Raw genomic sequence first — 19,477 nt, forward strand, 5'->3', positions numbered from 1 at the left:
GCTTCTCTCTCAGTAAGTCATCGTTAAGGATGCTGACCGCAAGTCAGACTTGCAATCAAATGGGGCGAATACTCTCTTCATCCAGGTCCGCATCGAAGAATCGACGCAGGGTCTGAATGTTATTATCCGCAATAATCGCTTCACGCGCCTGCGCGAGCTTTTCTTCATAAATTGCCTGCCGCCACTCAAGCGGCGTGCGCATCGCGGGATTATCATCTTCCACGATGGTCAATTCAACCGACGTACCGTACAAAATGCCGAGCGCTTCCGCCAGCTTTTGCTGCGCGCCCGCCGAATTCAGGTGACGCTGGCTCGGACGCAGATGCAGACAGACGCGATTGCCCTCCTGCTCTTTCCAGGCGTTAAGGGCCACCTGCTCCACCAGTTTTGGCACCGCGAGCTGGCTGACTTCCGCCGCCCAACTATCGCGTTCGACCGCTTCGACTGCCAGTTTCGCCGCCAGTTCCGGCGTTTTTTCATGCTCCAGCGCTTTTTTCAGCGCCTTCGGCGTCGCCACTTCTTCTTTTACGGTTTCAACAACCGTCGTCGATTTCCAGCGATAGGCTTCTTTTTTCGCCGGGGCTTTTTCCAGCGCAGCCGCAGCCGGACGCGCCTGTACGCGCTCGGTAATCGAACTCAGTCGTTCCAGCGCAGCGTTATTCACCGGCCGCGCGCGGGAAGCGGCTGCCGGTTCACTCTTTTTTGGGGTGGGCGCTCCCTGGCTACGCTGCAGCTGGCTGCGCGCCGCCAGCACCTGGCTGGTGGTCTGCGGCAAATTCGGCGGCGGCGGCGCGGATTCCGGAACGGCCTGCTGGACAGGTGCGGCCTGAATGGCCGGCATCGGCGGCGCCTCCGGTTCCGGTAATGGCATACGCGGATGGAAAGCCAGCGCACGCAGAAGCGTCATTTCGACCCCCATTCGTCTGTCCGGGGCGTACGGGAGCTCTTTACGGCCAATCAGTAGCGTTTGATAGTACAGCTGAACATCGGTTGGCGGCACCGTCCGCGCCAGCTCGCGCATACGCAGCTCAATCGCGGCCATATCCGCGCCCAGCGCCGACGGCGAGAGCTGAACCATCGCAATACGGTGCAGCAGGCTCTGCATCTCCACCAGCAAGGCCTCCCACTCCACGCCGCGGGCGGCAGCCTCATTCACACCAGCCATGACCCGCTCGCCATCGGCAGCCACCAGCGCTTCAATCAGCGATAGCGCCTGATCGTCGTCAAGGGTGCCGAGCATGGCGCTAACGGACTCTGCCGTCAGACGACCGTCGCCGCTGGCAATGGCCTGATCGGTCAGACTTAACGCATCGCGCAAGCTACCGTCCGCCGCGCGCGACAGCAGCTGCAGCGCGCGCGGTTCAAAAGCAATCTGCTCGGCGCCGAGAATACGCTCCAGCTGATGGCGAATCTGTTCGACGTCCAGCGCCTTGAGATGGAACTGCAGGCAGCGGGAAAGAATCGTTACCGGCAGCTTCTGCGGATCGGTCGTCGCCAGCAGAAATTTAACGTGCGCCGGCGGCTCCTCCAGCGTTTTTAACAACGCGTTGAAGCTGTGGCGCGAGAGCATATGAACTTCATCGATCAAATAGACCTTGAAGCGGCCGCGGGCCGGCGCGTACTGGACGTTATCCAGCAGATCGCGGGTATCTTCGACTTTGGTACGCGAGGCGGCATCGATCTCTATCAGATCGACAAAGCGCCCCTGTTCTATTTCACGGCAGTTATCGCAGACGCCGCAAGGCGTGGCGGTGATGCCGGTTTCGCAGTTTAATCCTTTTGCCAACAGGCGCGCGATAGAGGTTTTACCCACGCCGCGGGTGCCGGAAAAAAGATATGCGTGATGAATGCGCCCTAACGACAAGCCGTTCGCCAGTGCGGTCAGCACATGTTCCTGGCCGACGACGTCAGCAAAGGTTTGTGGGCGCCATTTACGGGCTAAGACCTGATAACTCATGGGCTGGCTCTGAAACGCTGGAAGGTGAAATCACGAGGGGTCATGCTATCACAGCCCCGCTCAATCAGCGAGGCTATGTGGCGGGATTTGCTTAGTGGCCCGGGAAAGGGACCAGGCTGTAGCAGTTGATTCCCCGTTTTTCCAGGCGCTGCTCGCCGCCCAGATCGAACAGATTGATAATAAAGGCCGCGTCATGCACTTCACCGCCCAGACGACGGATGAGCTTCACGGTGGCGTCGATGGTGCCGCCGGTCGCCAGCAGATCGTCAACCACCAGCACCTTATCGCCTGCTTTAATGGCATCAACATGGATTTCCAGCTGATCGGTGCCGTACTCCAGCTCGTAGCTTTCCGCGATGGTTTCACGCGGCAACTTACGCGGCTTACGTACCGGAACAAAGCCTACACCCAGCGCCAGCGCAACCGGTGCGCCAAACAAAAAGCCGCGCGCCTCGGTGCCCACCACTTTGGTAATACCCGCGTCTTTATAACGCTCGGCCAGCAGCTCAATGCTGAGCGCATAGGCCTTCGGGTCTTCCAGCAAGCTGGTGACATCACGGAAAAGGATGCCAGGTTTCGGATAGTCCTGGATGCTTTGGATGCTGTTCTTCAGATATTCAAGCTGCTGTGCTGTTGCGGTCATAAGTTTATGCCTGATTAAAACGGTGTTACTCGCGGACATGCAAAATGGGCCAAGGAAACTTTTGTTTAACCTTTGACCAGGCTTACCCGCGCTCGAAAACGCCAGAATTTACTGGCTGTCAGCGACAATTGCAACCATCATTATTGCGCATCAGTGCTTTTGTTGCTTTGCATCAACCACCGGAATGCGCCACATAAATATCAGCAGACAGGCCAGAACGATCAGCAGCAAGATGCGCACCCAGGTAAGATTAACCAGCCACAGGGAAATAGCAAAGGTCAGTAAAATCATCATCACCGCCCGCGGCTTAGCGCCCGGCGGCATAGCACGGTATTGCTGCCAGTGGCGCAGGTAGCCGCCAAACCATGAGCGGTACAATAGCCACTGGTGAAAGCGCGGCGACGAGCGGGCGAAACACCAGGCGGCAAGCAGGATAAACGGCGTCGTCGGCAGTAGCGGTAAAAAAACGCCCAGCGTTCCCAGCGCCACCGACAGCCAGCCAATGATGATCAAAATAATACGTGGCATAATGCGAATCGTTATCAAGAAGATAACGCTAATGTAGCACAGTTGCTTATCAGGGGATGGAGGAGTTATTTGAAAACCACCCGGCTTTTACATTCGCTGGAAAATCAGCTTGCGGAACTGGCCGCTCAGGTAGCGCCGATGGCGAATCACGCGACCCTCAGCCCGCGTTTCGATCGCCAGCTGTTCCGAACCCGCAGCACGCAGATGCAGGCTTATCTTGATGAAGCCAGAGATCGCTTTACGGAATTAAAACAGGCGGTCGAGCGCCAGCAGCTGGCGCAGGTTGCCTGGCTGGCGGAACGTCTTGTGGCTCAAATCGCCGCGATTAGCCGGGAAACGGCGACCTGGTCATTACGCGCCTGGGATAGCGCGTCGCCGACGCTTACCCGCTGGCAGCGGCGTCGGATACAGCATCAGGAGTATGAACGGCGCCTGCTGGCCATGCGCAACGATCGCCAGAGACAGCTGGCGCAAGCCATCAGCCTTGATGACCAGCAGCGGCTGGCAAAGGAAGTTGAGGCGTATGCCGGACGCCTCGCCCGCTGTCGCGATGCGCTGGAAAAAATTGAAAACAGGCTGGCCCGCTTAACACGCTAACTGGAGGGAGAAGTATGTCGCTGGAAAATGCGCCTGACGAGATCAAGCTGGCGGTCGATTTAATTATGCTGCTTGAGGAAAATAAAGTCCCTGCGCAAACCGTGCTAGCCGCGCTGGAAATTATCCGTCGTGACTATGAAAACAAAGTAAAAAGTGCGGAAGGGGCCTCGCAAAACGCGCCAGAGTAGTCTGTTGCCGAATCGGTGGGGGTGGCAGAGTCATCGCCTGCCCCTTACCACCACGGATAGATGCTCATGGAAAGATTCTCACGTACGCCGCACGATGCCATTTTTCGTCAAATGCTGACCCAGAAAGAGGTCGCTCGCGATTTTTTACAGCTTTACCTTCCCGCGCCGTTTTTAAGTATCTGCGATCTCAATACGCTGCAGCTGGCGTCCGGCAGCTTTATCGAAGAGGACCTGCGATCCAGCGACTCCGACATTCTCTACTCCCTGCAAACGCGGCACGGCGCTGGGTATACCTACGCGCTGATTGAACATCAAAGCTCGCCGGATAAGCTGATGGCTTTTCGCCTGAGGCGCTATATGCTGCAGGCGGGATCCACGGAAAAACCCGGGCCACTCATTCGCGAACTGGCGAAGCAGTCGCCCAGGCACAAGGAGCTAATAATGACGATTGCCGAATGGCTGGAGGGGCGTAAAGAAAACTCGCGCAGCATTGCCCTGAAAATGCTCGCCAGCGGGCTGGATCCAAAGATGGTGATGGAGCTGACCGGCCTGAGCCAGGAAGAACTCTCCTCGCTCAGCCATTAAAACCTGCGGGGCGGCATACCCACCGCCCCATTATGCTTAGCCCATCGTCGGCGAGGCATCGCCGCCTTTATCCCGCTTCACCTCTGTGACTTCATCGCCTTTCTCATTGCGCAGATGAACCTCAAGCTGGTTAAAGGCGATATCAATATTGTTCTCGCGACACAAGCGATCGATAGCGCGGTTAAGCTCATCCACCGCGTAGCTGCGATCGCGAAGTTCACGCACGTACAGGCGCAGTTCATGATCGAGCGTACTGGCGCCGAAGGTGGTAAAGAAGACCGCTGGCGCGGGCTCTTGCATGACTTTCGGATGCTCATGCGCGGCCTGGAGCAGCACTTCTTTGACCTTATCCAGGTCAGAACCATAGGCCACGCCAAGGCGGATGACCACGCGGGTGACGGTGTCGGAAAGCGACCAGTTAATTAAGCGTTCCGTCACGAAGGCCTTATTCGGAATAATGACCTCTTTACGGTCAAAATCCGTAATGGTCGTGGCGCGAATGCGGATTTTGCTGACGGTACCGGAGAAGGTACCAATGGTCACCGTATCGCCAATGCGCACCGGGCGCTCAAAGAGAATAATCAGACCGGAAACAAAGTTACCGAAGATCTCCTGTAAGCCAAACCCTAAACCAACCGACAGGGCGGCCGCCAGCCACTGAAGTTTGTCCCACGAAACGCCCAACGAGCCAAATACCGTCATCGCGCCAATAACAATAATGGCGTAATTAAGGATGGTCGTAATCGCATACGACGCCCCCTGGCGCATATTGAGCCTCGATAGCACCAGCACTTCCAGCAGGCCCGGCAGGTTGCGAATCAACGCCCAGGCGACCATCGACGCGACAATCGCGAACAGCAGGCTGCCCATGGTGACGCTTTTCACGGCGCTGACGCCGGCTTCCGTACCGTTGTAATGCCACAGCGTAATACTGTCGAGATAGGCGAAGACGGTGATCAGATCGGACCAAATCGCCCAGAACAGCACGGCAAATAGCGCGATCATCACCAGCATCGTAATACGTAGCGTTTGTTGGTTAACCTGCTCCAGGGCAATGGTCGGTTCTTCCTGGGGTTCGGCTCCTTCTGCCCCCTCTTTAACCAGATGCTGACGACGCGCCAGCGCCCGGCGCCAGGCAATACGCCGGGCGGCCACGCTCAGGCCGCGCAGAACGGTCTGGTAAAGCAGGTTCCACAGCATCACCAGATAAACGGTTTCAATCCAGCGGCCTGCCAGACGCAGCGTGGTGTAGAAGTAGCCGGTTGCCGTCAGCACCATCAGGGCGATGGGCACTATCGATAGCACGGTGACGGTGATAAGGCGCAGGCTGTGGGATTCTTTATCACGCCAGCTTTCGCGGCACATCGGCAGGACAAGCACCGCGATCAGCAGCAGGTTGAGGAAAATCACGAACTGCCCGAGCACGTCATCCATCAGATGCAGCGGCGACAGTTCCGACATCACGGACCAGAAGTTCAGCGGCAACAGGGCAAGGCTTACGCGGACAATCTGCCGCCGCCAGTGGCTGGTCAACTGCGACGGCATATTAAAGTGGCTCACCGCCACACCGTCTTTTTCCAGCACCTTCCAGCACAGGCCAAACACCAGCCAGAACAGCGCCAGCTTCTTGCTATAGGCCCACAGCAAATCGCTGATATTCAGCTGCATCGTCAGCAGAATCAGACCAATGGCCAGAATCACCAGTACCACAGGCAGCGCGCGGATCAGATCGATAAGAATCGCTTTCGGCGTGTGGAGCTGAGTATCATTGCGCAGCTGCCCCACCTGTGAAGCCAGCTTCGCCTGATACGCTTTCAGCCAGTTAAGGCGCCAGCGAATCAGACCGGCAATCAGCAGCAACGGCAGGCCGGCAAGGAAAGCGATAAATACCGCAGGCCAGGCTTTTTCCCAGTTTACGGTGATTTTCATCGCCTTAAACTGCCCTTTCAGCGCTTCCGGGAAGGATTTAACCCACTCCCAGTCCATAGGACGGTTGCTGTTTACCCAAAAAATCTGCTGCGTCAGAATGGCTTTCAGGTTGGTCGACACGCTCATTAACTGCTGCTGATTGATCTGCAGGTTAATGGCCATCATCAGCTGGTTACCCAGCTGTTTGTTAAACTGATCGAGCAGCTCACGGCGCATATCAACGATTTCGAGAAGCGCGTCATGCACCTCGGGATTCACCTCGCTGCTATGCCCCTCCTCCAGCTTCGCGACGTACGCATCGCTCTGGAACAACGCATCGCGCTGCTGGTTAACCTCAAACTGCTCGAGGCGCAGGTCAGCGATGCGGTTTGTCATGTCGCTCAGCTCCTCCGCAGAGGGCAGCGTTTGCTGCTGCTGATAAAGGATACGCGACAGCAGAAGGCTACCTTTCAGCACGGAGATCTGCTCTTTTATATCACGCTCGGATTGCAAAGCGCGATCGAGCCAGGTCTTCACTTTGATATTGCGCTGAACCAGCTGATTACCATTTTCCGTCGCTGAAATAAGCCTTTCGCTAAGCTGGTGGTTAATATCCAGCTCCTGCTTCACCAGCGGATTGGCCTGAATACGCGCCGTTTCGTCCGGGGACACGGCTTCCTGAGCCGTCTTTTCCGTCAGCGTCAGGCGCTTGCTATTCACCGCTTCCTGCAATAACTGCAGCTGGTGTTCCAGGCGATTGCTGTAGGCGGTGACGTAATCACGCTGCTTTTGCAGGGTATCCTGCAGCACCGTGTTGCCTTCCAGGCTTTTGCGCTGTTGGTCTATCTGCGCATTCAGCAGAGCCTGCTGCGCCAGCAGCAAATTCTGCTGGGTAGGACGCAGCGTCTCCTCGCCCGTCGAGGTGCCGTTCAGACGATTACGAATCTGCTGCAGCTGCTGCGAAGCGGAATACATCGCATTCTGCACGCGTTCCGGCTGCGTCTGTAGAGAAACGAGCTGGCTGTTGTAGGTTGCCAGGTCGTTCTGCGCGTTTTGCAAATCGTCCAGGGTCTGGGAGACACGCGATTCCAGTTGACGTAGCGATAACGTGCTGAGCGTTTTACGCGTCGCCTCATCATCGGGAACATCGCTTAGCGCGTTCAGGCTATCGATAGCCTGATTCATTTTCGCTGGCGCCTGAGTCACCTGCTGACGCAGCTGCGTCGTTTCCGACTTAATGCGTTCAATTTTATCGAGGGTTTCCAGGGTCTGGGTCAGGTCCTGCTGAACCAGCTTGTCCTGCGGGGTCAGATCCTTTTGCTTATTCAGCGTCGCGAGCTGGCTTTGGACCTCAGAACGTTCAGGTAAATCAGCCGCCAGCGCCGGGTTAACGCTAATACAGCCGATAAAAAACATCAGGGTAAGAACAACAGCGGATATGGCGTTTCGCCAACGGATAGTATGCAGCATAGTGTTAACATGAGTGATTGCAAAAGCCGGAGAATACCGGGGATCGTCGCAGCGCGAAGAATAGCACTTCTGTTATCGCGCGAATAGCGGCGGACAGCAGGAAAAATGTCCCTGATGTCCGCAAGGAAACTTAAGCTTCCCGTTCTTCGAAACCGCGTAAGGAGGGGCAAAATTGATACATTTCAAGCAGCGTTTCGACATAAGCCCGCGCCTCTTTGCGCAGATCGAAGGCGTTCGGCGCCAGCAGCCAATTTTCCATTAGGCCAGAAAGGTAGCTGCGCATTAAAATCGCCGCCCGGCGGGTCAATAAATTCGCGGGCAGCATCTTCGCCGCAATGCACTCTTTTAATGTTTGTTCAATACGATCGTAGCTATCAAGGCATAAACTTCGCTGCGCTTCCTGCAGCGTGACCATCTCACCGACGAATTCACATTTATGGAAGATGATTTCCATCATCAGGCGTCGGCGTTCCTCTGTCACCGTTGCTTCAAGGATATACACTAAGATCTCTCTGATAACTGACAGTGGATCGTTGGGGAATTTTGCCCGATACTCAACTTCGAGATCGTTGATGTTGGCTTCAGAAAGTACCCATATTTCATTAAATAGATCTGATTTATTTTTGAAATGCCAATAGATAGCGCCCCTCGTCACACCGGCCTCTTTTGCAATTGCGGCCAGCGAGGTGGATGATACCCCTTGCTGCGAAAACAAACGCAGAGCAACATCCAAAATATGTTGCCGGGTCTCAAGCGCCTGTTGTTTGGTTTTTCGTGCCATAGGTCGATGAGTTTACAGAGGTTACGTTTACATACATTTATGAATGTATGTACCATAGCATGACCATAATAGAAACACAGCAGTGGGTTTGTGGTCGATTGAGCCACTGAACAATTTGAAATTGGACACTCGAGGTTTACATATGAACAAAAACAGAGGGTTAACGCCTCTGGCGGTCGTTCTGATGCTCTCAGGCAGCTTAGCGCTAACAGGATGTGACGACAAACCGGCTCAGCAAGGGGCCCAGCAAATGCCGGAAGTCGGTATTGTGACGCTCAAATCCGCTCCTCTACAAATTACTACCGAACTGCCAGGCCGTACCAGCGCCTATCGCGTTGCGGAAGTTCGTCCTCAGGTCAGTGGCATTATTCTTAAACGTAACTTCACCGAAGGGAGCGATATCCAGGCGGGCGTGTCTCTTTATCAAATCGATCCGGCGACCTATCAGGCCACGTATGAAAGCGCGAAAGGCGATTTAGCCAAAGCGCAGGCAGCGGCAAATATGGATCAGTTAACGGTTAAACGTTATCAGAAACTGTTGGGCACTAAGTACATTAGCCAACAGGATTACGATACTGCCGTGGCGACGGCTCAGCAGAGCAACGCCGCCGTAGTCGCCGCTAAAGCTGCGGTTGAAACCGCGCGCATTAATCTGGCCTACACCAAAGTCACCTCGCCAATCTCCGGCCGCATTGGTAAATCCGCCGTCACGGAAGGCGCTCTGGTGCAAAACGGGCAAACCACCGCGCTGGCGACCGTGCAACAACTGGATCCTATCTATGTTGACGTGACGCAATCGAGTAACGATTTCCTGCGTCTGAAACAAGAGCTGGCCAACGGCAAGCTGCAGCAGGAAAACGGTAAAGCGAAGGTTGAACTGGTCACTAACGACGGTCTGAAATACCCGCAGAACGGTACGCTGGAGTTCTCTGACGTCACCGTTGACCAGACCACCGGTTCTATCACGCTGCGCGCTATTTTCCCGAACCCGGATCACACTCTGCTGCCCGGCATGTTCGTCCGCGCACGTCTGGAAGAAGGGGTAAACCCTGATGCGTTGCTGGTTCCTCAGCAGGGCGTAACCCGCACTCCGCGTGGCGATGCCAGCGCTATGGTTGTCGGCGAAGGTGATAAAGTCGAAGTTCGCCAGATTACCGCCACTCAGGCTATCGGTGATAAATGGCTGGTCACCGAAGGGCTGAAAACGGGCGATCGCGTCATCATAACCGGTCTGCAAAAAGTCAGACCTGGTGTGCAGGTTAAAGCGCAGGAAGTCGTTTCTGACGATAAACAGCAAGCCGCAGGCAACGCTCAGTCAGAACAACCCAAGTCTTAACTTAAACAGGAGCCGTTAAGACATGCCTAATTTCTTTATCGATCGCCCCATATTTGCGTGGGTGATCGCCATTATCATCATGCTGGCTGGGGGGTTGTCGATCCTCAAGTTGCCGATAGCGCAATATCCGACGATTGCGCCGCCGGCAATTTCCATTACAGCCATGTACCCCGGTGCCGATGCTGAAACCGTGCAGAACACCGTGACCCAGGTTATCGAACAGAACATGAACGGTATCGATCACCTGATGTACATGTCTTCTAATGGCGACTCCACCGGTACAGCAACCATTACGCTAACCTTTGAATCCGGTACCGATCCGGATATTGCCCAGGTACAGGTGCAGAACAAGCTGGCGCTGGCGACACCGCTGCTGCCGCAAGAAGTTCAGCAGCAGGGTATCAGCGTTGAAAAGGCATCCAGCAGCTTCCTGATGGTTGTCGGCGTTATCAATACCAACGGCACCATGAATCAGGATGACATTTCTGACTATGTCGCCGCCAACATGAAGGATGCGATTAGCCGTACCAGCGGCGTCGGTGACGTGCAGCTGTTTGGTTCCCAGTACGCCATGCGCATCTGGATGGATCCGAACAAGCTGAATAACTTCCAGCTGACGCCGGTTGACGTTATCAGCGCCCTGAAAGCGCAGAACGCCCAGGTTGCAGCAGGACAGTTAGGCGGTACGCCGCCGGTGAAAGGCCAGCAGCTGAACGCCTCCATCGTGGCGCAGACTCGTTTGACCAATACTGAAGAGTTCGGCAACATTCTGCTGAAGGTTAACCAGGACGGTTCCCAGGTGCGTCTGCGCGATGTCGCGAAGATTGAGCTGGGTGGTGAAAACTATGACGTTATCGCGAAGTTTAACGGTCAGCCCGCCTCTGGTCTGGGTATTAAATTAGCGACCGGCGCGAACGCACTGGATACCGCCAACGCCATTCGTGCCGAACTGAAGAAAATGGAGCCTTTCTTCCCTTCAGGCCTGAAGATTGTTTATCCGTATGACACCACGCCATTCGTGCAGATCTCCATTCACGAAGTGGTGAAAACGCTGGTTGAAGCAATCATTCTGGTGTTCCTGGTCATGTATCTGTTCCTGCAGAACTTCCGCGCAACGCTGATTCCGACTATCGCCGTGCCGGTCGTATTGCTGGGGACGTTCGCTATCCTCGCGCTGTTCGGCTTCTCGATAAACACGCTCACCATGTTTGGTATGGTGCTCGCCATAGGCCTGCTGGTGGATGACGCCATCGTGGTGGTGGAAAACGTCGAGCGTGTGATGGCCGAAGAAGGGCTACCGCCGAAGGAAGCCACGCGGAAATCAATGGGCCAGATTCAGGGCGCGCTGGTGGGTATCGCGATGGTGCTTTCCGCGGTGTTTATCCCGATGGCCTTCTTCGGCGGTTCTACCGGTGCGATTTACCGTCAGTTCTCGATCACTATCGTTTCCGCGATGGCGCTGTCGGTACTGGTGGCACTCATTCTGACCCCGGCGCTCTGCGCCACGATGCTGAAGCCCATCCAAAAAGGCAGCCATGGCGCAACCACCGGCTTCTTCGGTTGGTTTAACCGCATGTTTGATAAGAGCACGCATCACTACACCGATAGCGTAGGCAACATCCTGCGCAGTACCGGTCGTTATCTGGTGCTGTATCTGATCATCGTTGTCGGCATGGCCTGGCTGTTCGTTCGTCTGCCGAGTTCGTTCCTGCCGGACGAAGACCAGGGCGTATTCCTGAGCATGGCGCAGCTGCCAGCGGGCGCAACTCAGGAGCGTACCCAGAAAGTTCTGGATGAGATGACTGATTACTATCTCACCAAAGAGAAAAACAACGTTGAATCGGTATTCGCCGTTAACGGCTTTGGTTTCGCGGGTCGTGGGCAGAACACCGGCATCGCGTTCGTCTCTCTGAAGGACTGGAGCCAGCGTCCAGGCGAAGAGAACAAAGTTGAAGCGATTACCGGGCGCGCAATGGGCTATTTCTCGCAGATTAAAGACGCAATGGTCTTCGCCTTTAACCTGCCGGCAATTGTTGAACTGGGTACCGCAACGGGCTTCGACTTCCAGCTGATCGACCAGGCAGGATTGGGCCACGAAAAACTGACTCAGGCCCGTAACCAGCTCTTTGGTATGGTCGCGCAGCATCCTGACGTCTTAAGCGGCGTTCGTCCAAACGGCCTGGAAGATACTCCGCAGTTCAAAGTGGATATCGATCAGGAAAAAGCGCAGGCTCTCGGCGTGTCTATCAGCGACATTAACACGACGCTTGGCGCAGCATGGGGTGGGAGCTACGTCAACGACTTCATTGACCGCGGTCGTGTGAAGAAAGTGTATATCATGTCTGAAGCGAAATACCGTATGTTGCCGGAAGATATCGGTAACTGGTACGTACGCGGTAGCGATGGACAGATGGTGCCCTTCTCCGCCTTCTCAACTTCACGCTGGGAATACGGCTCACCGCGTCTGGAGCGTTACAACGGTCTGCCATCGATGGAAATCCTCGGCCAGGCGACACCGGGTAAGAGTACCGGTGAAGCGATGAACCTGATGGAAGAGCTGGCGGGTAAACTGCCTGCGGGCATTGGCTATGACTGGACCGGCATGTCTTACCAGGAACGGTTGTCAGGCAACCAGGCACCTGCGCTGTACGCCATCTCGCTGATTGTCGTCTTCCTGTGTCTGGCTGCGCTGTATGAAAGCTGGTCGATCCCATTCTCGGTAATGCTGGTCGTTCCGCTGGGGGTTGTGGGTGCACTGCTGGCTGCCACCTTCCGCGGATTGACCAACGACGTTTACTTCCAGGTTGGCCTGCTGACCACCATCGGCCTGTCGGCGAAGAACGCGATACTTATCGTTGAATTCGCCAAGGATCTGATGGATAAAGAAGGCAAAGGCCTGATTGAAGCAACGCTGGAAGCCGTTCGTATGCGTCTGCGTCCGATTCTGATGACCTCGCTGGCGTTCATCCTTGGGGTAATGCCGCTGGTTATCAGCTCCGGCGCAGGCTCCGGCGCGCAGAACGCCGTCGGTACTGGCGTAATGGGCGGGATGGTGACCGCGACGGTTCTGGCGATTTTCTTCGTGCCGGTGTTCTTCGTGGTCGTGCGTCGCCGCTTTAGTAAGAAAAATGAGGATATTGAGCACAGCCATCCGGTTGAGCATCATTAATCTCTCTTCACAGGGCCGCATACGCGGCCCTTTTCTTTTCCCTGATTTAAAGCGCACGGATTGTTATTGTTTATTTTATAACCTGAGATATAATATTTAATGATGAGTCGTGGTGCTTATCTCCGTTTTTTCTCTGCAACTTTCCTTCCCGTTTACCCTAACTCAGAATATTCTCAATCACTGACTTTATGTATGGTTGTCTTCGTATAACGGCAAAACGCAGCGGCTAACTTGATGAAATATAAGGTCAGTGTTCGTTTTTACCGATCGGGGTAACGGCACGATATAATAAAGACCGAGGCATTGAAGATAAATGGACGCTGATAATTGTAATTTTTCGTAATAGCACGATGAAATCTTTTTAAGAGTGGATTATAGTTAAACAGCAAGATTACAATGTATGTGTCAGGTCTGTTAGTCGTGTTCATCCCACAACGGTCGTTTAAACCACTCAAAAGGGGATGCGTTATGGACGAATACTCGCCAAAAAGACATGATATTGCGCAGCTTAAATTTCTCTGCGAAACCCTGTATCATGACTGTCTTGCAAACCTGGAAGAGAGCAACCACGGCTGGGTTAATGACCCGACCTCGGCTGTCAATCTTCAACTTAATGAATTGATCGAGCACATTGCCGCGTTCGCGCTTAATTATAAAATTAAGTATGCTGAGGATAATAAGCTGATTACTCAGATTGACGAATATCTGGATGACACTTTCGTCTTGTTCAGCAACTACGGCATTAACAGTGCGGATCTGCAGAAATGGCGCAAATCTGGCAATCGGTTATTCCGCTGCTTTGTCAACGCCAGTCGGGAAAACCCGGCCAGTCTTTCTTGTTAGTATTATTACAATCAAAAGGTGAATTTATGTCTGATAAAACATTAACCAAAATAGACTATTTGATGCGCTTACGACGCTGTCAGACAATTGATACGCTGGAGCGCGTAATTGAAAAAAATAAATATGAACTTTCCGATAATGAACTGGCGGTATTTTACTCAGCGGCCGACCATCGTCTTGCCGAACTGACGATGAATAAACTGTATGACAAGATCCCGCCTTCAGTCTGGAAATTTATCCGCTAGTTTATTTCAAATGAAAGTCATACATCTCGTGTCGAAAACGCCCCGCTTTGGTGATGATAATAAGTGTGATAGTGCTCACAGATGTTGGCTTAATGCACAGATGAAACCGGTTTCTTTTTATACTATGGCGGCCTGACGATAAGGAAATAGGGGAAGCGTCCATGATGAGTGAAGAGAAACAAAAAATGATTGCCGGTGAACTGTATCTGGCAGGTGACGCCACGTTGAAAGCCGATCGCCTGCGGGCCAGGCAACTGTTGCACCGCTACAATCATTCGGCGCCTGAAGAACATGAATTAAGAAAAGCATTATTGTCTGAACTGCTTGGGCACGCGAGCGATGCGTATATCGAACCCACTTTTCGCTGCGACTACGGCTACAATATCTCCCTCGGTAAAAATTTCTACGCGAACTTTGATTGCGTCATGCTGGACGTCTGTCCGATTCAAATTGGGGATAACTGCATGCTGGCGCCGGGCGTACATATTTATACCGCCACGCATCCCCTTGACGCCGTCGATCGCAATAGTGGTCAGGAGTACGGAAAACCCGTCACCATCGGGCATAATGTGTGGATTGGCGGCCGGGCAGTCATTAATCCTGGCGTGACTATCGGCGATAATGCCGTGGTGGCTTCAGGTTCCGTGGTAGTAAAAAATGTGCCCGCCAACGCCGTCGTCGGCGGAAACCCGGCACGGATTATCAAAATGCTGGAGAGCGAAAAACGGTAACTGTTATGCTTTTCTGCAACCAATCTGTTACTTTCCCCCTGGATTTACGCAACATAAAATACCCCCCAGGCTGAGCCCGGTTTGTCACGCCTGCATACGGGCTCATGGCAGAATTTGGGGAATAAGATGACAGAAATACAGCTGCTGCTAAAAAGCACCATTGATGAACTTAATGTGAAAGAGAAGCGCGACAATCGTCCGCGCTTTAGCATTAGCTTTATTCGCAATCACCCATGGCTTTTTGTCGCCATGTACGCGGCTTTCCTGGCCACGCTTATTGTGATGCTTCGTTCCGAAACGCTGGTGGATTCTGTCTGGCTGTTAATCGTGTTATTTGTTCTGCTAAACGGTTTCTTCTTCTTTGACGTCTATCCGCGCTATCGTTATGAAGATATCGACGTTCTTGATTTTCGCGTTTGCTACAACGGCGAATGGTATAACACCCGGTTTGTCCCTGAACAACTGCTCGAACGCATTCTGCAATCGCCACGCGTCGGTCGCGATCAGAAGGCGCAGCTACAAAAAATGATCGCCACCAAAGGCGAACTCTCATTTTACGATGTGTTTTCCCTTACTCGCGTCGGTTCTGCGCAATAAGACGATTGAGCGTCCGTACCGCAGCAATAAAATGTGAGGCGGACGTATTTCCGTAGCCCAGAACCAACCCGCTTCGCGCCGTTTTTGCATCAAGATAAAAACGGCTTAATGCCCCGGGCGCCAGCTGAAACCGCCGGGCCTGCTGCGCAATCGCCTGGTCATCCACGTTGTCGATAGCGACGGTCAGGTGCAAGCCCCCCTCGCCGCCCAAGAGTTCATAAGGATGGTTAAGTTCTTGAGCAAGGACGTCCCGCAGCTGCTGCTGGCGTTTGCGGTACAAACGGCGCATGGCGGCCAAATGACGTGCGTAGTGCCCCTCTTCAATGAACAACGCCAGCGCCTTCTGTTCAGCCCGGTGCCCGCCGCGTAATAGCGCCCCAATGGCGCCTTGTGCAGCGTCCGCCAGCGCGGGAGGCATCACCATAAAACCGATGCGCAGCGCTGGAAACAGCGTTTTGCTGAACGTCCCCAGATAAACCACCGGCCCGTGCTTCGCCATCCCCAGCATGGCCGGAATGGGCTCGCCGCTATAGCGAAATTCGCTGTCGTAATCATCCTCAATAATCCACGAATCATACCGGCGGGCATATTCCAGTAACGCCAGTCGTCGCCCGGCGCTCATTACGGCTCCGCAGGGGTACTGATGTGAAGGTGAAGTAAAGATCAATCGCGGCGCTTCGCTATCATCAGAGGTATCAAAACGCATTCCTTCACGATCAACCGGTACGCCCTTTATATGAAGCCCTGATTTGAGAAAGATGCTTTTTGCTCCCGGATAACCGGGCTCTTCCACCCATGCCCTATCGCCGGCTACGCTCAGCAGGTGCGTGCATAAATCGACGCCTTCCAGCGCCCCTTCAGTAATCACAATCTGGCTGGCTTCGCAGCGGATCCCCCGGGAGAGCGCGAGGTGCCGGGCAATGGCTTTTCGCAGTACGAGCTCTCCCTGCGCATCGCCGTAGCCCAGTAATGCGCTGGCCTCTTCGCGCAGTACCCGATCGAGCAGTCGACGCCAGATGGAAAGTGGAAAGTAATTAACCGCAGGCATTCCCGGCGTAAAGAGCAGCGTGGGCGAATCACGGTGAATTGCTGCCGGCAGTCCCTGTAAATATTCAGGGAGCACAATAACGCGCGCCTCAATGTCCCCTTCTCCCTGAGACCTCAAGGGCGCGACGTACGTCCCCTGGCGACTACGCAATAGATATCCTTCTATCGTCAACTGCTCCAGCGCGCTGTTGATGGTATTGCGCGACAGCCCCAGATGCTGCGCCATGGCGCGCGAACCGGGTAGACGACTATCGCCCGCCAGCGTGCCCTGCAAAATAGCCTCGCGCAGTTGCTGATAGAGGGTACGCTGTAGGGTTTCACTTCCCTTACCGCGCAGGGCCTGCTCGAGTAAAGTAAAAAAAGCATCATCCGGAATATTCATCACCGCTCCTCGTGGCACCATAAAAACATAAGCTTATGGCACTTTTTATGGAACCAACAAGTGCTTAATCTCATGGCATTCGCCCACAAAGGAAACCCCCATGAGCCATCTTAATCAATTCGATCAGCCCGTTGGCGCTGCCCTGCCCGACTGGCAGCCCCGTCAGCATCCCGAGAGGTTGAACCTGCAGGGTCGCCTTTGCCGGCTTGAGCCATTGCGCTCCACGCACGCCGGTGCGCTGTTTGACGCCCATAGACTGGCCCCGGATACGCGAAGCTGGACATGGCTGCTGCGTGAGCCGGATAACAGCGTCGAGGAATATCGCGCGTGGATAGAGAGCGTGGCCATGCAGGCCGACCCCATTCACTTTGCGGTGATAGATCAGCAGACAGACCAGCCCATCGGCTCACTGGCGTTGATGAGAATCGATGCCAAAAATGGCGTTGTTGAAGTCGGCCACGTTCACTTCTCGCCTCTGTTGAGCCGGACGGCGATGGCAACCGAGGCCCACTGGCTGCTGATGCACTACGTATTTGCTACGCTCGGCTATCGTCGCTACGAGTGGAAATGCAACAGCCTGAACGAGCCTTCACGCCGGACGGCGCTGCGGCTGGGGTTTCAGTATGAGGGACGCTTTCGTCAGGCGCTGGTGATAAAGGGCCACAACCGCGATACCGACTGGTTTTCGATTATCGATTCCGAGTGGCCACAGATTGACAGAGCAATGCGGCAATGGCTGGCCGCCGACAACTTTAGCGCCGACGGCCAGCAGTTACGAACGCTGGAGAGCTTCCGTTAACGTCTTTTCTTGCGGCCCTGTACGGCCTTAAAGCGGGGATTGCTTTTGCAGATAACGTACAGCCGCCCTTTTCGTTTAACGATCTGGCAATCCGGGTGGCGCTGTTTCGCGCTACGTAGTGAGTTGAGTACCTGCATTATTTGCTCCTCTTCGCATCAATAAAGCCGCCGAAGCGCTGGCGGAAACGTGCGGTGCTGCCTTCGTTGTTGAAGGCCTTCTGTTTACCGGTGTAATACGGATGCGATTTGGAGGAGACGTCGAGCGTCACGTAGGGATACGTCTCGCCATCCAGCTCAATCTCACGCTCGGTGCGGATCGTTGAACCGACTTTAAAGAATTCGTTAGCGCTGGTGTCGTGAAAAACCACCGTACGATAATGCGGATGAATATTGGGTTTCATAGCGACCTCAATCATTATGTTATAACATAACAATATCGTACGCCGTGCGAGTCTAAAGATCAACCCTGAGAATGAGAAGGATTATGGGCGGCACAGGCCGCCCGTTACGGATTAAGGGCTCAGCCGATGCGCCAGGGCCCTGAGCTGTTCGGCAATAGACTGCAGGTCTTTGCCGGGCTCCGTTTTCGGCCCGGTAGAGTGGCGCACGACCAGACGGGCCGGAAGAATAGAAGAAGTATGGGAGGTTTCGTTATCGCCGCTATCGAGAAGGCGCCGAACGGCCTCTTTTCCCTGTAAGTCAAGATCCAGCGAAACGGTGGTTAGCGCCGGGTAAAAGAACGAACTTTCATAGGTATCATCATAACCAATAACCGACTTTTCCCCCGGGATCGGTACCTGATGCTGGTGAAACGCGCTAAGCACGCCCAGCGCCATCTGATCGTTCCCCACCAAAACGGCGGTAAAGTTTGGCGTCTCCCGCAACATTTGCAGCGCGCCGGCATAGCCGCTCTGCGCATCCCAGTTACCGCGAATCACCGTGACCGGCTGTAGGCCATAACCTTCGAGGGTTTCTAGCCAGCTTTTCAAACGCAGTTTGGCCGATACCGAGCTTTCCGGACCGGCCAACAGCGCTATCTCCCGATGCCCCATTTCATAGAGATATTTGACGCTGGCTCGGGTGCCGTCCGCCGGGTTAAACGAAACGTTAAACACAGAGCTATAGGGATCGACATCTAAAAACAGACAAACGATATCATCGTTATCAGCGGCAATTTTCTGAGCCTGATCAGTCTCCAGCGGCACGTTGATGATGACCTTATCCACCAGTTGAGACTTAAGTTCATTAATGGAATCTTGAATGCTTTGGTTGACGCTCTCATCAATCATTGAAATGAGCACCTGATAACCTTCCACATTCGCATAGCGTTTTACCGCCGCGGCCACCTGGGAAGGCGCATGCAATGCGAGGGAGATCGTAACCAGGCCCACGGTACGGCTTTGCTTGCCTACCAGCTGTTGCGCCAGGCGGTTTGGGACATAGCGTAGCTCCTCAATGGATTTCTCCACCTTGCTGCGCGTGGCTTTGGATACATTAGCAGATTTGTTGAGTACCCTGGACACGGTCTGATAGGAGACGCCCGCATGGCGAGCAACGTCTTCTAAGGTCGCGCTTTTAGACTTCATGGTCCGGTTCCTTATGTTGTTATCCCTGAATTGTAACAGGGGCAATGTAAAAAAACGCTCATTGCCGCCTCCCCCGAACAACAATC

20 protein-coding genes and 1 other annotated feature are annotated in these 19,477 nt (G+C 54.3%); of the genes, 10 read left to right on the forward strand and 10 right to left on the reverse strand.

What is annotated here, in order from left to right:
* Positions 1-55: 55 nt before the first annotated feature.
* The 3 genes from dnaX to ACE3MN_RS20285 all read right to left on the reverse strand — a co-directional run bounded on the left by dnaX (position 56) and on the right by ACE3MN_RS20285 (position 3,128).
* Positions 56-1,957, reverse strand: a complete 1,902-nt coding sequence (gene dnaX, locus ACE3MN_RS20275) for a DNA polymerase III subunit gamma/tau (RefSeq protein ID WP_102649634.1) — start codon at positions 1,955-1,957, stop codon at positions 56-58.
* Positions 659-723 (reverse strand) — a sequence feature (DnaX frameshifting element). It overlaps the preceding gene by 65 nt.
* 91 nt (positions 1,958-2,048) lie before the next feature.
* Positions 2,049-2,600, reverse strand: a complete 552-nt coding sequence (gene apt / locus ACE3MN_RS20280; RefSeq protein ID WP_024359020.1) for an adenine phosphoribosyltransferase — start codon at positions 2,598-2,600, stop codon at positions 2,049-2,051.
* Positions 2,601-2,750: 150 nt separating this feature from the next.
* Complete coding sequence (locus ACE3MN_RS20285) at positions 2,751-3,128, reverse strand: DUF454 family protein (protein ID WP_049085229.1); 378 nt, start codon at positions 3,126-3,128, stop codon at positions 2,751-2,753.
* A gap of 69 nt (positions 3,129-3,197) precedes the next feature.
* Between ACE3MN_RS20285 and priC the strand changes: the two genes are divergently transcribed.
* The 3 genes from priC to ACE3MN_RS20300 all read left to right on the forward strand — a co-directional run bounded on the left by priC (position 3,198) and on the right by ACE3MN_RS20300 (position 4,498).
* Positions 3,198-3,725 (forward strand): primosomal replication protein N'', encoded by a 528-nt coding sequence (priC, locus tag ACE3MN_RS20290; RefSeq protein ID WP_004136061.1) that lies wholly within the window; start codon positions 3,198-3,200, stop codon positions 3,723-3,725.
* Between the two features lie 14 nt (positions 3,726-3,739).
* Positions 3,740-3,913, forward strand: a complete 174-nt coding sequence (gene rsmS / locus ACE3MN_RS20295; RefSeq protein WP_004136059.1) for a pleiotropic regulatory protein RsmS — start codon at positions 3,740-3,742, stop codon at positions 3,911-3,913.
* A 66-nt stretch (positions 3,914-3,979) separates the two neighbouring features.
* Positions 3,980-4,498 (forward strand): Rpn family recombination-promoting nuclease/putative transposase, encoded by a 519-nt coding sequence (locus ACE3MN_RS20300; RefSeq protein WP_102649633.1) that lies wholly within the window; start codon positions 3,980-3,982, stop codon positions 4,496-4,498.
* Between the two features lie 36 nt (positions 4,499-4,534).
* Here the strand turns inward: ACE3MN_RS20300 and mscK are convergent, their stop codons facing one another.
* Together mscK and acrR are read right to left on the reverse strand one after the other, a co-directional pair.
* The gene (mscK, locus tag ACE3MN_RS20305; RefSeq protein ID WP_004136058.1) at positions 4,535-7,876 is read right to left on the reverse strand and encodes a mechanosensitive channel MscK; all 3,342 of its coding nucleotides are present in this window, start codon (positions 7,874-7,876) and stop codon (positions 4,535-4,537) included.
* A 130-nt stretch (positions 7,877-8,006) separates the two neighbouring features.
* Positions 8,007-8,657 carry a multidrug efflux transporter transcriptional repressor AcrR gene (gene acrR, locus ACE3MN_RS20310; protein ID WP_102649632.1) on the reverse strand — a complete coding sequence of 217 codons (651 nt, stop codon included), beginning with the start codon at positions 8,655-8,657 and terminating at the stop codon, positions 8,007-8,009.
* A gap of 142 nt (positions 8,658-8,799) precedes the next feature.
* On the opposite strand from acrR, the gene acrA reads away from it, so the two are divergent.
* From acrA to maa, 5 genes are all read left to right on the forward strand, one after another.
* Complete coding sequence (gene acrA / locus ACE3MN_RS20315) at positions 8,800-9,993, forward strand: multidrug efflux RND transporter periplasmic adaptor subunit AcrA (protein ID WP_004136054.1); 1,194 nt, start codon at positions 8,800-8,802, stop codon at positions 9,991-9,993.
* Between the two features lie 22 nt (positions 9,994-10,015).
* Complete coding sequence (gene acrB, locus ACE3MN_RS20320; RefSeq protein WP_004848339.1) at positions 10,016-13,162, forward strand: multidrug efflux RND transporter permease subunit AcrB; 3,147 nt, start codon at positions 10,016-10,018, stop codon at positions 13,160-13,162.
* Positions 13,163-13,630: 468 nt separating this feature from the next.
* Entirely contained in the window at positions 13,631-14,005 is a 375-nt protein-coding gene (tomB, locus tag ACE3MN_RS20325) for an Hha toxicity modulator TomB (RefSeq protein WP_004129911.1), read from the forward strand.
* Positions 14,006-14,031: 26 nt separating this feature from the next.
* Positions 14,032-14,250, forward strand: coding sequence for an HHA domain-containing protein (locus ACE3MN_RS20330; protein WP_004099646.1), 219 nt, complete (start codon positions 14,032-14,034; stop codon positions 14,248-14,250).
* A gap of 164 nt (positions 14,251-14,414) precedes the next feature.
* Positions 14,415-14,981: a maltose O-acetyltransferase gene (maa, locus tag ACE3MN_RS20335; RefSeq protein WP_049085237.1), complete on the forward strand. Its 567-nt coding sequence runs from the start codon at positions 14,415-14,417 to the stop codon at positions 14,979-14,981.
* Here maa and ACE3MN_RS20340 read toward each other — a convergent pair.
* Entirely contained in the window at positions 14,953-15,087 is a 135-nt protein-coding gene (locus ACE3MN_RS20340) for a hypothetical protein (protein ID WP_223226911.1), read from the reverse strand. The two genes, maa and ACE3MN_RS20340, sit on opposite strands and share 29 nt — an antisense overlap.
* A gap of 20 nt (positions 15,088-15,107) precedes the next feature.
* Between ACE3MN_RS20340 and ACE3MN_RS20345 the strand changes: the two genes are divergently transcribed.
* Positions 15,108-15,578 (forward strand): YlaC family protein, encoded by a 471-nt coding sequence (locus ACE3MN_RS20345; RefSeq protein WP_004136048.1) that lies wholly within the window; start codon positions 15,108-15,110, stop codon positions 15,576-15,578.
* Here ACE3MN_RS20345 and ACE3MN_RS20350 read toward each other — a convergent pair.
* On the reverse strand, positions 15,553-17,007 hold the full coding sequence (locus ACE3MN_RS20350) for a PLP-dependent aminotransferase family protein (RefSeq protein WP_024359024.1): 1,455 nt from the start codon (positions 17,005-17,007) through the stop codon (positions 15,553-15,555). The genes ACE3MN_RS20345 and ACE3MN_RS20350 overlap by 26 nt on opposite strands.
* Positions 17,008-17,107: 100 nt before the next feature.
* On the opposite strand from ACE3MN_RS20350, the gene ACE3MN_RS20355 reads away from it, so the two are divergent.
* Positions 17,108-17,806, forward strand: a complete 699-nt coding sequence (locus tag ACE3MN_RS20355) for a GNAT family N-acetyltransferase (RefSeq protein WP_102649631.1) — start codon at positions 17,108-17,110, stop codon at positions 17,804-17,806.
* Here ACE3MN_RS20355 and ykgO read toward each other — a convergent pair.
* The 3 genes from ykgO to ACE3MN_RS20370 all read right to left on the reverse strand — a co-directional run bounded on the left by ykgO (position 17,803) and on the right by ACE3MN_RS20370 (position 19,391).
* Complete coding sequence (gene ykgO / locus ACE3MN_RS20360) at positions 17,803-17,943, reverse strand: type B 50S ribosomal protein L36 (protein ID WP_003859006.1); 141 nt, start codon at positions 17,941-17,943, stop codon at positions 17,803-17,805. The two genes, ACE3MN_RS20355 and ykgO, sit on opposite strands and share 4 nt — an antisense overlap.
* Entirely contained in the window at positions 17,943-18,206 is a 264-nt protein-coding gene (locus ACE3MN_RS20365) for a type B 50S ribosomal protein L31 (protein ID WP_004129897.1), read from the reverse strand. The genes ykgO and ACE3MN_RS20365 overlap by 1 nt, the downstream gene beginning before the upstream one ends.
* A gap of 111 nt (positions 18,207-18,317) precedes the next feature.
* Positions 18,318-19,391: a LacI family DNA-binding transcriptional regulator gene (locus tag ACE3MN_RS20370; protein WP_024359025.1), complete on the reverse strand. Its 1,074-nt coding sequence runs from the start codon at positions 19,389-19,391 to the stop codon at positions 18,318-18,320.
* Positions 19,392-19,477 lie beyond the last annotated feature (86 nt).

Source organism: Klebsiella grimontii (assembly GCF_042137965.1).
Classification (GTDB): Bacteria; Pseudomonadota; Gammaproteobacteria; order Enterobacterales; family Enterobacteriaceae; genus Klebsiella; species Klebsiella grimontii.

Coding starts and splice junctions, on each gene's coding strand:
- ACE3MN_RS20355 (WP_102649631.1), top strand. CDS start 17,108: ATGAGCCATCTTAATCAATTCGATCAGCCCGTTGGCGCTGCCCTGCCC.
- ykgO (WP_003859006.1), bottom strand. CDS start 17,943: ATGCAGGTACTCAACTCACTACGTAGCGCGAAACAGCGCCACCCGGAT.
- ACE3MN_RS20285 (WP_049085229.1), bottom strand. CDS start 3,128: ATGCCACGTATTATTTTGATCATCATTGGCTGGCTGTCGGTGGCGCTG.
- maa (WP_049085237.1), top strand. CDS start 14,415: ATGAGTGAAGAGAAACAAAAAATGATTGCCGGTGAACTGTATCTGGCA.
- acrB (WP_004848339.1), top strand. CDS start 10,016: ATGCCTAATTTCTTTATCGATCGCCCCATATTTGCGTGGGTGATCGCC.
- ACE3MN_RS20365 (WP_004129897.1), bottom strand. CDS start 18,206: ATGAAACCCAATATTCATCCGCATTATCGTACGGTGGTTTTTCACGAC.
- ACE3MN_RS20350 (WP_024359024.1), bottom strand. CDS start 17,007: ATGAATATTCCGGATGATGCTTTTTTTACTTTACTCGAGCAGGCCCTG.
- rsmS (WP_004136059.1), top strand. CDS start 3,740: ATGTCGCTGGAAAATGCGCCTGACGAGATCAAGCTGGCGGTCGATTTA.
- acrR (WP_102649632.1), bottom strand. CDS start 8,657: ATGGCACGAAAAACCAAACAACAGGCGCTTGAGACCCGGCAACATATT.
- ACE3MN_RS20340 (WP_223226911.1), bottom strand. CDS start 15,087: ATGAGCCCGTATGCAGGCGTGACAAACCGGGCTCAGCCTGGGGGGTAT.
- dnaX (WP_102649634.1), bottom strand. CDS start 1,957: ATGAGTTATCAGGTCTTAGCCCGTAAATGGCGCCCACAAACCTTTGCT.
- acrA (WP_004136054.1), top strand. CDS start 8,800: ATGAACAAAAACAGAGGGTTAACGCCTCTGGCGGTCGTTCTGATGCTC.
- tomB (WP_004129911.1), top strand. CDS start 13,631: ATGGACGAATACTCGCCAAAAAGACATGATATTGCGCAGCTTAAATTT.
- ACE3MN_RS20370 (WP_024359025.1), bottom strand. CDS start 19,391: ATGAAGTCTAAAAGCGCGACCTTAGAAGACGTTGCTCGCCATGCGGGC.
- mscK (WP_004136058.1), bottom strand. CDS start 7,876: ATGCTGCATACTATCCGTTGGCGAAACGCCATATCCGCTGTTGTTCTT.
- apt (WP_024359020.1), bottom strand. CDS start 2,600: ATGACCGCAACAGCACAGCAGCTTGAATATCTGAAGAACAGCATCCAA.
- ACE3MN_RS20300 (WP_102649633.1), top strand. CDS start 3,980: ATGGAAAGATTCTCACGTACGCCGCACGATGCCATTTTTCGTCAAATG.
- ACE3MN_RS20345 (WP_004136048.1), top strand. CDS start 15,108: ATGACAGAAATACAGCTGCTGCTAAAAAGCACCATTGATGAACTTAAT.
- ACE3MN_RS20330 (WP_004099646.1), top strand. CDS start 14,032: ATGTCTGATAAAACATTAACCAAAATAGACTATTTGATGCGCTTACGA.